We start from the raw sequence: 13,845 nt of genomic DNA, 5'->3' as shown, positions 1-13,845 counted from the left end.
TTTTGGAACCATGGAGTCCGCTGGCTGCGCTTTGACGGTAGCAACGCCAGAAACGTTGAAGGAAGAATACAGACATGCCGGCCAGCTCCAGCGGGAACACGGTTTTCCTTGATGCCCTTCGTTCGGTCGTTGGCCGTCGTCATGTTCTGACCAAGCCCAACGCGACTTATCGCTTCCGTAAAGGATACCGGTTTGGGCTCGGCGATGTGCTGGCCGTTCTACAGCCAGGAAACCTTGTTGAACTGTGGAAAGCTGCCAAGCTCTGTGCTGAAAGCGGCAAGATCATCATCATGCAGGCCGCCAATACCGGCCTGACCGGTGGCTCTACACCAGACGGCAATGACTACGACCGCGAGATCGTCATCATCAGCACGAACCGGTTGGATGGCATCCACCTGATCGGTGAGGGGCGGCAGGTTGTTTGTCTTCCTGGCTCGACCCTGCATGATCTGGAAGAAAAGCTCGCCAAGATTGGCCGCGAGCCCCACTCGGTTATTGGCTCATCCTGTATCGGTGCCTCTGTTCTCGGGGGTGTGAGTAACAATTCCGGCGGCGCTCTGGTCCAGCGCGGGCCTGCTTTCACGGAAATGGCCCTGTTCGGTCAGATGGGGGCAGATGGGAAACTGCATCTCGTCAATCATCTCGGAATCCGCCTCGCGGGTGATCCGGAGCAGATTCTTTCTGCCGTCCAGGCTGGGCAACTTCCGGATAGCGCTATCGACTGGAACGCAGGCCGCGGCCATGACGCTGGTTACGCCCAGCATGTGCGGGACGTGGATGCTGAAACGCCTGCACGCTTTAATGCGGACCCCAACCGCTGGCACGAAGCCGCGGGATGCGCGGGAAAGCTGGTTGTGTTTGCCGTTCGCCTCGACACCTTCAAGGCCAATAAAAATCCAGCGGTGTTCTACATCGGGACCAACAGCACGCAGGATCTGGAAGATCTGCGTCGTCATATCCTGACAAGCTTCGATGAGTTGCCAATCGCCGGAGAATATATCCACCGCGACGCGTTCAATATTGCCGAGGTGTATGGCAAGGACACGACAGCCATCATTCGCTACATGGGCACACGGTTCCTGCCCACGTTCTTCGGTCTGAAATCCCGGTTCGATATTGCCGTACAGCGCATCCCCGGCATTTCAGGCCACCTGAGTGACCTGTTGCTTCAGGCGTTCAGCAAGATTATTCCCAAGCAGCTCCCGGCACGCATGTGTGATTTCCGGGATCGTTTCGAGCATCATCTCATGCTCAAGGTATCGGCGGAGCTTGCAGCGCCCGTCAAAGCGTATCTTGAAGACTGGCACTCAAAAACGTCTGGCGATTTCTTTGCCTGCACCCCGGAAGAAGGCAAGCTGGCGTTCCTTCATCGCTTTGCAGCAGCCGGAGCAGCCATCCGTTATCGTGCCGTTCATTCAAAGACGGCAGAAGACATTGTTGCTCTCGATGTGGCGCTGCGCCGCAATGACCGGGAATGGTTTGAAACCCTGCCGAAAGAGATTGAAGACAAGCTTATCGTCAAACTCTACTACGGCCACTTCTTCTGCCACGTGATGCATCAGGATTACGTGGTGAAAAAGGGCTACAACGCTATGGCCGTGGAGCACTCCATGCTGCCAGGTTTGGAAGCCCGGGGCGCCCGTTATCCTGCCGAGCATAACGTCGGTCATCTTTATGATGCGCCGGAAGAGATGATCGAACACTATCGCAGTCTGGACCCATGCAACTGCTTTAACCCGGGTATTGGCAAAGCCACCAAACGCCGGAACTGGGTTGCTGAAAGCGTCTGATTATCCTTTGCCCGGATGGTTAGTGCAGAGTGGCTTTCCGGGCTGTGAGAACGTTGCCGAGAGACGCAACAACGATGCACAGAACGCCTGCCCATCGCGTGATCGACAGCGCTTCGCCCAGAAAGATCCATCCTGAAACGGCGCCGAGCATGGGCTCCATGCTCAGCAGAATTCCAAGGTCTTTCGGCCGAAGTCGACGCATGGCCATCATGTCGAGGATATAAGGCACGGCCGAGGAAAGAACGGCCACGCTGAGGGCCGCTCCTCCCTGCCACGGATGTGTGATGACGGTGGGAATTGTGGGGATCAGGCAGGGGAGAAGAAAAATCCCCGCCGTCGCCATACCCAGTGTCGTTGCTTGCCCCGCATCCAGTATCTTCCCCATGCGGGTGCCTGTGAGAATGTACACGATCCACCCGCAGCCACTCAGGAGTGCTGCACAGACTCCGAATATATCCAGAGCATGGGCAGATCCGGCCACAGCTGCTGTCTCGGGACGCAGCAGCAGATACAGCCCGGAAATCACAAAGAGGACCCAGCACAGGTCTAGCCAGCGACGTGATCCAGCAAGTGCAAGCGTCAGCGGGCCCGTGAATTCAAGTGCAACCACGATTCCCAGTGGCAGGCGAACCAGCGCCACATAAAAGCAGAAGTTCATGACCGCGACAGACGCGCCATAAGGCAGCAGCAGCTTCAGGGCTGCTGGTGTCAGGGTCATGCGAGTCGGGCGCCAGATGGCCAGCAGAATGAGTGCGGCCATGCAGACACGCAGGCCCACCATTCCGGTTGGACCAAAGAGCGGGAAAAGCCCCTTCGCCAGCGTGGCGCCGATCTGGAAGGAGGATATCCCCCCGATCAGTAGCCCTACCGCCTTAAGTTGTCCGTATTTTTCAACAGGCTGCACACCAGTGGTCACGTTCAGACGTCAAGATCTTCGACGGAACGAGCATGCTCCTGGATGAAGCGGAATCGGAGTTCCGGCTTGCGCCCCATGAGGCTTTCCACGCGCTCGCTTGTCAGCGCGCGATCTTCAGGAAGAGCGACCACTCGCAGAAGCGTCCGGCGTGCAGGGTCCATCGTCGTCTGCTTGAGGTCCTTCACAGGCATCTCGCCCAGACCCTTGAATCGGGACACCTCGACCTTCGCATTGGACTTGAAGTCCGCCTTGATGCGCTTGTCACGATCCTGATCGTTCATCGCATAGACCGTCTTTGCCCCATGCGTCAGGCGATACAGCGGCGGCTGAGCCAGATGCAGATGACCATGACGGATCAGTTCCGGCATTTCGCGATAGAAAAACGTCATCAGAAGGGAGGCGATATGCGCACCGTCGACGTCAGCGTCTGTCATGATGATGACGCGGCCGTAGCGAAGTCGGCTGATGTCGAAAGACGACCCCAGACCGCAGCCAAGAGCTTCCGTCAGGTCACGGAGTTCCTGATTTCCGCGGAGCTTGTCGGCGGTGGCGGAGGCGACGTTCAGAATCTTGCCACGCAGTGGCAGAACCGCCTGCGTTTCCCGGTCACGTGCCTGGCGCGCAGAGCCACCGGCCGATTCGCCCTCGACCAGAAACAGTTCGGTCTCGGAGGCGTTCTCGCGGGTGCAGTCTGTCAGCTTGCCGGGAAGGCGCAGTTTGCGGGTCGCGCTTTTTCGCGCCGTTTCCTTGACTTCACGACGGCGCAAACGTTCTTCAGCGCGCTCCACCATGAACGCCAGAAGATTATCGGCCTGCTGCGGGTTCCCGCCGAGCCAATGATCGATTCGGTCACGCAGGGCGCCTTCTACAAGACGCGAGGCTTCCTGATTGGTCAGCTTGTCCTTGGTCTGGCCCTGAAACTGCGGGTCACGAATAAAAACAGAAAGCTTGGCGGCAACGGCGCCAAGAACATCTTCAGCCGTGATCGCCGCTGCTCGTTTGACCTTGCGCTGGTCCCCCCAGGAACGGAAACCCTTAACCAGAGCAGCTCGAAAGCCCGCTTCATGCGTGCCGCCCTGCGGCGTGGGAATCGTGTTGCAGTAGGAGGTGAGTGTGGATGTGCCAGCTTCCAGAAACGCGACAGCCCACTCTACCTTGCCACCTGTTCGGCCGTCGGCTGCCAGAGGAAGCTCAGCTTCTCCGGCCCAAAGTGGCGTCAACAGATCAGGGTTGGCACCGAGTTCTGCCGTCAGGGCATCTTCCAGACCGTTTGGAAACTGGATCGTGGCTTCGACTGGTGTTTCGTCGCCAGCCTTGATCAGCTCCGGATCACATTTCCACTGAATGATGACGCCACGGAACAGAGCGGCCTTGGAGCAGCAGAGCCGGTACAAGCGGGATGCGGAGAAATGAAGATTCCCGAAGATTTCCGGATCAGGCGAAAATCGAACCGTGGTGCCTCGACGATTGGGAGCCTTGCCGACTTCTGCTAACGGGCCAAGCGGCACACCACGGGAGAAATCCTGCCGATAAAGTACCCGGTCCCGGGCGACCTCCACTTCAAGCTTGTCAGAAAGCGCGTTGACAACCGAACTGCCGACGCCATGCAGGCCGCCAGACGTATCATACGCCTTTCCAGAGAATTTTCCGCCCGCATGAAGCGTCGTAAAGATCACTTCCAGCGCGGATTTATCCGGGAATTTGGGATGAGGGTCCGTTGGGATGCCACGGCCGTTATCGCGCACCATGAGTGTCCGCGGGCCTTCCAGTCGCATTTCGATGCTACTGGCATGGCCGGCTACGGCTTCATCCATGGCATTATCGAGAATTTCGGAGGCAAGGTGATGATAGGCGTTATCATCCGTGCCACCGATATACATTCCAGGGCGACGACGAACAGGCTCCAGTCCTTCAAGGACCTCGATATCCTGTGCGCCATAATCCGTGTTGACGGCGCCTTTGCGGCCGCCAGTCGCCTTGGTATTTCCTGCTTTGCCTGACTCGAACAGATCGCTCATGTCTGCGTTGTCGCCGTCCCAGTCCGGAACGTCAAGAGAACGCTTCCGGATGGAACAGAACGACTGACTTTTGGCAGCAGATCAGGCGCGGTGCGTGCGACGCGTCGTGGTGCTTTTGGTTGTGCCATGGCGCGGACGACGGTCAACCGTGGCAGGTGCTGCACAGCTCTCATAGGACGCAGGCTGGGCGACATCTTTGGCTTCGGCGTAGTGAGCCAGGTCGGAACCTGTTTCGAGTGCATCAATCTCATCGAACATGGCTGTGCGCTGTTCACAGAAGACCGTGCCGGACTTCAGGCCGCCAAGAGACTGCACATCAGCCAGCTGCGTGATGTAATCATCGTGAGCCGCCTGAGCGCGGCGGCCGTATGTGGTGCGGAAATAGCCATCAAGGCGCTTTTCCGCGTCCAGAAGGGACGGGCGGAACTTGGCAACGAACGCGTTGTAGCGATCCTGCGACTTGCAGGAGAGAGCGGTTACCATCAGTTCGGACTTCAGGCCGGCGACGTCAAAAGCTTCATGAGCCGGGGAGTTGCCGCACTCAGCTGCGAAAGCTGGCGTGGCATGAGCGGCGAACAGTGTTGTGCACGCCAGGCCAGCACCAGCCAGACGGACGAAGGAACGACGGAAAAACGAAGGCATCGACAAACTCCACAAGGCCGGGACTGATGGCCGGAAACAGACAGACAGCATAATCCGGGCTTGCGGCCCGCGGAAAGATGAATCCGCATGTGAGAAACGTGCGGCAAGCTCTTTACCTGCAACATAATTTCGTGGCGGAAAATGGGCGTTCGCGTTCTCAATTGTAATTTATCGCGCCGACCGCAGAAAAAGCCCTGAAAGTACGCATAAGGGAGACGGACAGGCTTTCACCCCGCCTCGTCCTGTTCTACATGCGAACGTCTATCTTGTCGCGGGAAGCGCGGCATTAAGTCTGTCACGAGCGTTGGAGTTGACCGTGCGCCTGCGAGGTTCCGTCATTACCCTGGGATCGGCCTTTGCCTTTTCCCTGCTTCTTTCCGGCTGCGCACAGCAGGCGATCGTTCAACGCTCTGTGACGCCGAACCCCTTCGGCTACCAGAAGGTTTCTGCAGTCTGCCACGTCTCGCCGGTCACAACCGCCGCTGATGGCACGATGAACGTGGACATGACCGTTCGCAGTGACGATGGCCTCTGCGCGATCTCCGTGCAGAAGTCCTTCGGCAGCAGCTATTCCTCCTTCGGTGTGAATCCTGCGCCGTCACACGGCAAGGCTTTCCTCTACAACTACGATGGCCACACCTACGTGAACTATACCCCTGCAACGGCCTATGCTGGCGCAGACACGTTCACGGCGGAGCTGATCCCAGGTGGTGGCAAGAAGCGCGAACACCTCGTTGTACACATCACTGTGGATGCGACCGGCGTTGTTGTTGCCAAGCCTGCTGTTACGGCACCGACGCCGAAGGCTGCTACAACCACCACGAAAAAGAAGACAGCTACGCGTCAGACGACACGTCGCAAGCACTGAAGCTCTTCAGCTTCGTGACGAAAAAGGCGGGGTTTATCCCCGCTTTTTTTGTATCGTTTTTACCGGATCAGACATGAAAAAAGCCGGCACCCAGTCAAGGGCGCCGACTTTCAAGGCCGTTTAAACAGTAAGGCTAAACCTTACTTGAAATCGATTTCAACGCGGCGGTTCTGAGGCTCACGAGCATTCGGGCCTGTCGGGACGAGGGGGTGAGCCTCGCCAAAGCCCTGTGTTGAAATGAGGCCAGCTGCCACACCGTCACGGATCAGCTCAGCCTTCACACTTTCGGCGCGACGGTTGGAGAGGCCGAGATTGTAGGCCTGACCGCGTGCACCTGGCTGGGCAGCGGACGTGTCCGTATATCCGCTGACTTCAATATGCGTGACCTGGGTCGAAGTGGAATTCTTGGCAGCTTCAGCAACCACAGACTTCGCACGTTCGCTCAGAGCAGCCGAATCCCAGTCAAAGAAGACCAGATACGTGCGTGTCGGGGCTGGCGCGGGCGCAGCAATCACTGCTGGAGCTGGTGGCGCAGGCGGCGGAGCCGGGTTGAACTCGTAACGCAGGCCTAGGAGCAGCGAGTGATTGAAGTTCGTGCGGGTATCGCGGTTGCCCGTGGAAGAGCCATAAGCCTGCTTCTGATCCCAGCCGCCGTAAACGCCTGTCGCCGTAGCGTGATGACCGTTAGGCCCAAGCAGGGAGTAGAAACGGTATTCTGTCGTGGCAGAGAGACCAACCACCCAGGGAACAGGGAAGGACAGACCGAAGATGCCCTGATAGGCGAAGTTTCCTGCCGTACCCGTGACGTGCTGGTCGAATGCACCGCTAGGCGCATGAACATAGGTGTTCATGGACTGCCAGCCGTAGCCTACGCCTGCGCCGAAATACGGATAAACCCAGGACTGCCCGATATCCATGTCAAACAGGGCATTTGCCATCACGCCGTAGCTCTGCTGGCGACCACCAACAGAAGACGGGAACAGGCTGCTCTTGAACTGCTGGAGACGATTGTTGCGGTAATTTCCCTCAACCTCGACCCGGAACCCGTTTCCGAGGCCCCAGCCAACGCTGCCGAGTCCCGTGACGCCTGCCTGATAATGGTCACGGCCGCTCGGGAAGACAGGAGAAAGACGGACTGTCTGATCCTGGTTGAAGCTCGCGCCGCCAGACCCGGAAACGTACAGTCCCCTGACCGGCTGCGCCTCTGCGGCCCCCATGACCAGCATCGAAACGCCTGCAGTGAGCCCGGCCCGGGCAAGCCAGGTCCTGAAAACGGATCGCTGCATCATGTCATTTCTCTCCAACCAACCCAATTTGAAAGTCTTCTTGCCGAAACTACAGGCGATGGCAACGCGCCGAACCCTTTAATGGGTGATGCGAAAGTTTCACAATGGGCATGTTCGTCGCCCAGTGTGTCCTCCCTCCCACAGTTCAGTGCATCACGTCCAGATCTGCGCGACGCGAACCGAGTGTTCGTTCCAGCGGCGTGGCCACATTCCGAACTTCCAGTTCAATGACCCAGAGGTCCGGATCATAGCGACGCTGGCGTTCCAGATACTCTTCCAGTCCGGCAGCACCTTCAACGTCGGCCCGAATCCAGTCAGAACCATTTTCACGGAGGAGGGCAACATTGTCGTCGCGGTCCCTGAGAACGATCAGGACGGCTCCGGCATCCTCATCACCCTTTTTCAGGACCATGGCGGACGTGCCGTCGGAAGAAATCCGTCGCATCACGGCGCGCACCCAGAGACCTGTTTTTAAACGTGCACCCATGAAAGTTCCGTCCATATCCTGAAAAGTTAGTGCAGAGGTGCGGTATTTTCGTCTGGGACAGCTTCAAGTGCTGCCTTGTAGGCCGAAGCAGAAGACAGCATGAATCTTGCCGTGTCCATGTCTGCGTCTGTCCCGATCGCTGCCGGGCAATGACGTCGAATGTCCAGAATTCGGGCAACAGGAACGGGATAGCGCGCTGCCCGAGCCATTTGAACAGCGCCTGCCTGCGGGGCATTCCCGTTTTTCAGGGCGTCAAGCTGGGCATGCAGGTCATCGCTCCCCCGGGAGGTGCAAACCTGTGGCATGACGCCCAGACCTTGAATGGGCCAGCCCAGCGGGGCCTGATTTCGGCTCCATGTCACGAACAGTTCGCCGCCATTGGGCATCTGGCCAATCACCTGAACCAGACCCTTGCCCAAGGTCTCGCTGCCAATGACGACGGCGCGGCGATGATCGGCCAAGGCTGCGGCAAGAATTTCCGCTGCACTTGCTGTGCGGCCATCCACGAGAATGACAATTGGCGCTCCACTTGTCATGTCGCCGCCTTGAACGGCCCAGATGTGATTGGCCTGAGGATCGCGGCCATGCGTTGTGACTGCTACGCCATGATCGAGGAACAGGGCGGCAGCCGTAACAGCCTGTTGAAGAACGCCGCCACGATCCCCGCGCAGATCAATGATGATCCCCGCAGGGCGCTTTGCTTTGCCTGCCGCCTGCGTGGCACCAGGGCCATCGGGTGTGTCATCTTCCACCACCTGATCGAGATACTGGCTGATTTCCTCAGCCGTCTGGGTAGAAAAGGAAGAGATCCTCAGAAGCGTGTAGGCATCCATCGTAGATGCAAAAACAGTCTCGGGCGGGACCTGCGCTCTCATCAGCTTCAAGGTCGCCGGACGTTTTCCCTTGGAGGCGAGGGCCAGAGATACGGCTGTGCGCTCATCTCCGTTCAGCCAGCTCTGGACGGTATCAGGAGACTGTCCGTGCGTAGATTTTCCATTCACCGAGACCAAACGCTGTCCCATGTCCACCCCAGCCTCCCAAGCCGGTCCATTGGCATTGACAGCCGTCACAACGATCGAATGACCTTTTTGTCCCAGCGTCAGGCCTACAGTGCCGCTTTGGCCGGTACGGCGTGTTCGGTCCGCAACCGCAGGGGTCGGTCCCAGATACCGTGAATACGGGTCCATGTGGTTGAACAGTTCATCAAAGAACCCTTGAAGCAGGGCATCATCACCCGCCTCCCGGATCGTGGATGAGTGGGACCAGGCAGCGTCCATGGCGGCAGTTACAAGATCGGCCCATCCGGTTCGGCTGGTATCAGCGGGGAGGGGATGCTTGAAGAAAGCCTTCTGCCCACGCGTGATTGTCACTGTTTCAGGAATATGCTGACTGTCACGATCCTCAGCAGGGTTCGTTGTCACGATAATTGTGGGATCAATCGCTGTTAGCCCATCCAGTCCCCAGATACAGAATTCCCTTGCGGAATGGGCATCAAGGGTGCGCGGCGCCAGAAACCCGAGGGCGGCGACAAGAACGTCTCTGGTCATGCCACCAGCAAAGGCCGGAGCGGCTTCAGGTGATGTAGGTGTGCTGCTTGATGGCGTGGCCTGCGTCTGGGCAAGAGCAGGCTGGACACTTCCTCCCAGCGCCAGTGTGAGAAGGCTGAGGATAAGAACCGGGCGGCACGCCGTCTCGCGAATATGCGACAGAAACAGGATCATGGGACGTGCGGCATGGCGCAAAGAGGGGTCCTTGAGGAGAGGCGGAAAGAAGGAAGTGGTTACCCCATCCATCTTTTGACCACGCCACAAACTTCGGCCCCGGTAAAGACACACCAATGACATTGTTGGAAGGAGTGCAACCAGGTCACACCCCTTCCAGAGTAACGCTTCAGGCTTCCGAGGAAGAGTCTGCTGCCGTTTTCCGCTTTTTCGTTGCGGATCCGGCTGTTTTCCGCGCCGTCGAAGTTTTTGTTGTGGCGCGGGTCGTCTTTTTCTTTGGAGCTTCTTCGCCAGAAGTTGCATCCACATCCGAAGTTTTTTTGCTTTTTGCCGTTTTGGCTGGAGCCTTCTTCGCAGTGGTCTTCTTGGCGCCCCCCTTCAGAGGTTTGCCCTTCTCAGCCAGGAGTGCCACCGCAGCGTCGAGCGTGATGTCATTCATGTCCTGATCTTTGGGCAGATTGGCAATCAACTGGCCATGCTGCGCATACGGACCAAAACGCCCCTTGCGGATCATGACCGGCTCACCGTCCTTGGGATGCGCTCCCAGGTTACGGATGGAGGCGAGCTTCTTCGCCAGGCTGTCGACTGCCCGGTTCAGCCCAACCGTCAGGACGTCATCGTCCTTGTCCAGCGTGCCGTAGATCGCACCCATCTTCACATACGGCCCAAACCGTCCAAGGCCGGCTTCGATCTTTTCCCCGGTTTCCGGATGCATCCCAACCAGGCGGGGTAGGGACAGAAGTCCCAGAGCCTGCTCCATGGTCATGGTGTTGCCGTCCAGCCCTTTGGGGATTGTTGTACGCTTGGGCTTGGCCTTCTTGTCTTCCGGGTTGGGTTCCCCCTGCTGGACATACAGTCCATAGGGCCCACGACGAATGGTGATGTCCTCACTGGTGTCCGGATGCTGGCCCAGAACCTTGATACCGTCCTTGAGCCCCTCATCCGCACCGTCATCAGCGACCAGACGTCGCGTGAATTGGCAGGTCGGATAGTTGGAGCAACCGATGAAGGCGCCAAACTTGCCAAGACGCAGACCCAGACGGCCTGTGCCGCAAGATGTGCAGACCCGTGGATCAGTACCGTCGTCCTTGGGCGGGAAGAAGTGATCGCCCAGATCTTCATCTAGAGCGTCAATGACGTCCGAGATTTTCAGATCTTTTGTCTGATCTACGGCTGCCGAGAAGTCATGCCAGAAGGCTGCCATGACATCGTGCCAGTCAGCCCGCCCACCGGAAATGTCATCCAACTGTTCTTCAAGAGACGCTGTGAAGCCGGTATCGACATAACGCTCGAAAAAGGACGTCAAGAACGCTGTGACCAGTCGTCCGCGGTCCTCCGGCAGGAAGCGCTTGGCTTCCAGTCGAACGTAGTTACGGTCCCGCAGAACGCCCAGAACAGAGGCATAGGTGGAAGGACGACCGATGCCGATCTCTTCCATTTTCTTGACCAGAGACGCTTCGGAATAGCGCGGCGGCGGCTGGGTGAAGTGCTGCTCAGCGTCAACAGCCGTCGTCGCGACGCGGTCCCCTTCCTTCATGGCAGGAAGCAGCTTGCCGTCGTCGTCTTCCGCCTTCGAATCGTCCTTGCCTTCGATGTAAAGCTTCAGGAAGCCGTCGAAGGCAATCGTCGAACCCGTTGCCCGAAGCAGTGTTTGTCCGCTGGCATCCGCCAGAGTGACTGCAACCTGATCAAGCTCGGCAGACTGCATCTGTGACGCAACCGCGCGCTTCCAGACCAGTTCATACAGCCGCCGCTGTTCAGGAGACAGCGCATGAGCGACCTGTTGAGGTGTGCGGAACACATCCGTAGGGCGCACGGCTTCATGCGCTTCCTGCGCATTCTTGGCTTTGGTCGAATAGGCGCGCGGATAATCCGGCACGTACTCGTCCCCAAATGCCTTGCCGATATGCCCGCGAATCGCACCGATTGCTTCCTTGGCCATCGTGACGCCATCGGTTCGCATGTAGGTGATCAGACCGATCGTCTCACCACCAAGATCCACGCCCTCATAAAGCTGCTGGGCCGTGCGCATCGTTGTCTGCGCGCTCATGCCAAGCTTGCGGGAGGCTTCCTGCTGAAGCGTAGAGGTCGTGAATGGCGGTGGTGGGTTGCGCTTCGTCCGTTTGCGCTCGACAGAGCGAACGGTGAACTGACCGGCCTGTACGATGTCACGAGCCTCAAAGGCCAGCTGTTCGTTATTGAGATCGAACTGGTCGAGTTTGTCACCACGCAGATGGGTGAGGCGCGCCTGAAAAGCTGCTTTCGCCGGAGTATTGAACCCGCCAGTAACGGTCCAGTATTCCTTCGGCTTGAAAACCTCGATCTCGGCTTCACGCTCACAAATGAGGCGGAGCGCTACGGACTGCACGCGACCGGCACTCTTGCTGCCCGGTAGCTTACGCCAAAGCACTGGCGACAGCGTAAAGCCCACCAGATAGTCCAGCGCACGACGGGCCAGATAAGCGTCAATCAGGGGCTGATCCAGCTCACGTGGGCCAGCCATCGCGGCAGTGACAGCAGATTTCGTAATTTCGTTGAAGGTGACGCGATGAACGTCGATTCCCTTCAGGAGCTTCTTTTCTTCAAGGACACTGCGCACATGCCACGAGATTGCTTCACCTTCGCGATCCGGGTCAGTGGCCAGATAGAGGTTCTTTGCTCCCTTGAGAGCCTTGGCAATGGCCGCAATCTGTTTGGCGCCCCGGTCGTCCGTCTGCCAGCTCATGGCAAAGTTCTCGTCCGGGCGTACGCTCCCGTCCTTGGGCGGCAGATCCCGCACATGGCCGAAGGAAGCAAGAACGGTAAACCCGCTTCCCAGATACTTGTTGATCGTCTTGGCCTTTGATGGGCTCTCGACTACCACAACGTCTGTCATTGCCACTCCGGTCTTCCGCGTCACTTCCTGTTCGGCTGTAACGCCACGCGCCCGCCGGGCACGAACTCCACGACACCCCCAAGCTCAAGCTCGGTCAGTGTCGACAGTACTGCCGAAACGGAGAACTGGCAGCGGCGCATCACCTCGTCAACTGTTACCGGTGTCATGGAGAGAAGCGGAAGCACCTCAGACAGTACAAGATCGGGGTCTTCCCAGTGATCCTCCGTACTCACATTCCATGCTGTGTAAGGTTCTGAAAAGCCTTGCAAAATACCAGGTTGGTGCGACTGCTTTACCCATGGAGGTGAAAGGGGAGCCGGGAGCTCGGAAGGGAGGCAAGAAAGAATATCCTGCACATTTTCCGTGAGCGTCGCTCCGCGCCTTAAAAGCTCATTGCCGCCGCGAGACCGGGGATCGAGTGGCGAGCCGGGAACGGCATAGACTTCTCTGTCGTATGAGATCGCCAGACTGGCCGTAATCAGCGTTCCGGAATGCAGTGCGGCTTCCACAACAACGCATCCGAGAGAGATCCCGGCAATCAGCCGATTGCGGCGAGGAAAGTGCCGCGCTTGGGGAACGGTACCCAATGGCGCCTCTGTCACCAGGCACCCGCGTTCGGCAATATTGGCCTGTAACTTCGCATTTTCTGGCGGGTACACGTGATCCAGCCCTCCAGCGACAGCCGCCGCCGTCAGGCCGGGATAAAGGGCTGCCTCATGAGCAGCCGAATCGATCCCACGGGCCAGACCTGAAACAACACAGATTTTCGAGTCTGCCAGCTCGGCAGAGAGGCTTTCGGCCATGCGAATGCCCGCGGCTGAAGCGTTGCGTGCCCCAACAATGCCGACAGAGCGCAGAGAGAGTTTAGCTGGATCTCCCTGAACAAAAAGCACAGGGGGAGCGTCTTTGATGAAGGACAGCATCAGGGGATAATTGGCGTCCCCCCGGATCAAAACGTTTCCACCCATTTTCCGGAGGGTTTCAACTTCATCGGCCATCTGGTTAGCCGATGGAATAACCGGAAGATCCAGACGACCAGCCTGACGCATCCGTTCAGGAAGTGCGGAAAGAGCAGCAGTCGGGCTGCCATATTGGCAAAGCAGCCTGGAAAAATTGATCGGACCCACGCCCGGCGTGCGAGCAAGACGCATCGCGTCGAGTCGCTCTTGATCAGACAACCGGAACGGTGGAGCAGAAAACGTCGTCATGTTTTCGCTCCTATCCGAATTTCATTAACGGTTG

At 58.1% G+C, this 13,845-nt stretch carries 10 protein-coding genes; 2 read left to right on the top strand and 8 right to left on the bottom strand.

The annotated features are described in order from the left end of the window. Window positions 1–74: 74 nt before the first annotated feature. Window positions 75–1,790, top strand: a complete 1,716-nt coding sequence (dld, locus tag GCE01_RS13830; RefSeq protein WP_099213313.1) for a D-lactate dehydrogenase — start codon at window positions 75–77, stop codon at window positions 1,788–1,790. A 19-nt stretch (window positions 1,791–1,809) separates the two neighbouring features. Here the strand turns inward: dld and GCE01_RS13825 are convergent, their stop codons facing one another. From GCE01_RS13825 to GCE01_RS13815, 3 genes are all read right to left on the bottom strand, one after another. Further along, complete coding sequence (locus GCE01_RS13825) at window positions 1,810–2,706, bottom strand: EamA family transporter (protein WP_046900260.1); 897 nt, start codon at window positions 2,704–2,706, stop codon at window positions 1,810–1,812. A gap of 2 nt (window positions 2,707–2,708) precedes the next feature. Next, entirely contained in the window at window positions 2,709–4,724 is a 2,016-nt protein-coding gene (gene parE, locus GCE01_RS13820; RefSeq protein ID WP_046900259.1) for a DNA topoisomerase IV subunit B, read from the bottom strand. A gap of 81 nt (window positions 4,725–4,805) precedes the next feature. Further along, on the bottom strand, window positions 4,806–5,366 hold the full coding sequence (locus GCE01_RS13815) for a hypothetical protein (RefSeq protein ID WP_249203008.1): 561 nt from the start codon (window positions 5,364–5,366) through the stop codon (window positions 4,806–4,808). Between the two features lie 316 nt (window positions 5,367–5,682). Between GCE01_RS13815 and GCE01_RS13810 the strand changes: the two genes are divergently transcribed. Then, window positions 5,683–6,234, top strand: a complete 552-nt coding sequence (locus GCE01_RS13810; RefSeq protein WP_046900929.1) for a hypothetical protein — start codon at window positions 5,683–5,685, stop codon at window positions 6,232–6,234. Window positions 6,235–6,374: 140 nt separating this feature from the next. Here the strand turns inward: GCE01_RS13810 and GCE01_RS13805 are convergent, their stop codons facing one another. The 5 genes from GCE01_RS13805 to dprA all read right to left on the bottom strand — a co-directional run bounded on the left by GCE01_RS13805 (window position 6,375) and on the right by dprA (window position 13,811). After that, a complete protein-coding gene (locus GCE01_RS13805) occupies window positions 6,375–7,523 on the bottom strand; it encodes an OmpA family protein (RefSeq protein ID WP_099213312.1) in 1,149 nt (382 codons plus the stop codon). A gap of 142 nt (window positions 7,524–7,665) precedes the next feature. Then, entirely contained in the window at window positions 7,666–8,007 is a 342-nt protein-coding gene (locus tag GCE01_RS13800) for a DUF1491 family protein (protein WP_099213355.1), read from the bottom strand. Window positions 8,008–8,033: 26 nt separating this feature from the next. Beyond that, complete coding sequence (locus tag GCE01_RS13795; protein WP_244591229.1) at window positions 8,034–9,749, bottom strand: S41 family peptidase; 1,716 nt, start codon at window positions 9,747–9,749, stop codon at window positions 8,034–8,036. A gap of 148 nt (window positions 9,750–9,897) precedes the next feature. Beyond that, window positions 9,898–12,603 carry a type I DNA topoisomerase gene (gene topA / locus GCE01_RS13790; protein ID WP_099213310.1) on the bottom strand — a complete coding sequence of 902 codons (2,706 nt, stop codon included), beginning with the start codon at window positions 12,601–12,603 and terminating at the stop codon, window positions 9,898–9,900. Window positions 12,604–12,623: 20 nt separating this feature from the next. After that, window positions 12,624–13,811 carry a DNA-processing protein DprA gene (dprA, locus tag GCE01_RS13785; protein WP_099213309.1) on the bottom strand — a complete coding sequence of 396 codons (1,188 nt, stop codon included), beginning with the start codon at window positions 13,809–13,811 and terminating at the stop codon, window positions 12,624–12,626. Window positions 13,812–13,845 lie beyond the last annotated feature (34 nt).

It is taken from the genome of Gluconobacter cerinus (assembly GCF_002723935.1).
GTDB lineage: Bacteria > Pseudomonadota > Alphaproteobacteria > Acetobacterales > Acetobacteraceae > Gluconobacter > Gluconobacter cerinus.
The sequence above is the reverse complement of the archived record's forward strand: the minus strand, read 5'-3'. Positions and strand labels throughout refer to the sequence as shown.

What these genes read in the sequence shown, in the direction of transcription:
- dld (WP_099213313.1), top strand. Translation starts at nt 75, where the DNA reads ATGCCGGCCAGCTCCAGCGGGAACACGGTTTTCCTTGATGCCCTTCGT.
- parE (WP_046900259.1), bottom strand. Translation starts at nt 4,724, where the DNA reads ATGAGCGATCTGTTCGAGTCAGGCAAAGCAGGAAATACCAAGGCGACT.
- GCE01_RS13815 (WP_249203008.1), bottom strand. Translation starts at nt 5,366, where the DNA reads ATGCCTTCGTTTTTCCGTCGTTCCTTCGTCCGTCTGGCTGGTGCTGGC.
- GCE01_RS13805 (WP_099213312.1), bottom strand. Translation starts at nt 7,523, where the DNA reads ATGATGCAGCGATCCGTTTTCAGGACCTGGCTTGCCCGGGCCGGGCTC.
- GCE01_RS13800 (WP_099213355.1), bottom strand. Translation starts at nt 8,007, where the DNA reads ATGGGTGCACGTTTAAAAACAGGTCTCTGGGTGCGCGCCGTGATGCGA.
- topA (WP_099213310.1), bottom strand. Translation starts at nt 12,603, where the DNA reads ATGACAGACGTTGTGGTAGTCGAGAGCCCATCAAAGGCCAAGACGATC.
- dprA (WP_099213309.1), bottom strand. Translation starts at nt 13,811, where the DNA reads ATGACGACGTTTTCTGCTCCACCGTTCCGGTTGTCTGATCAAGAGCGA.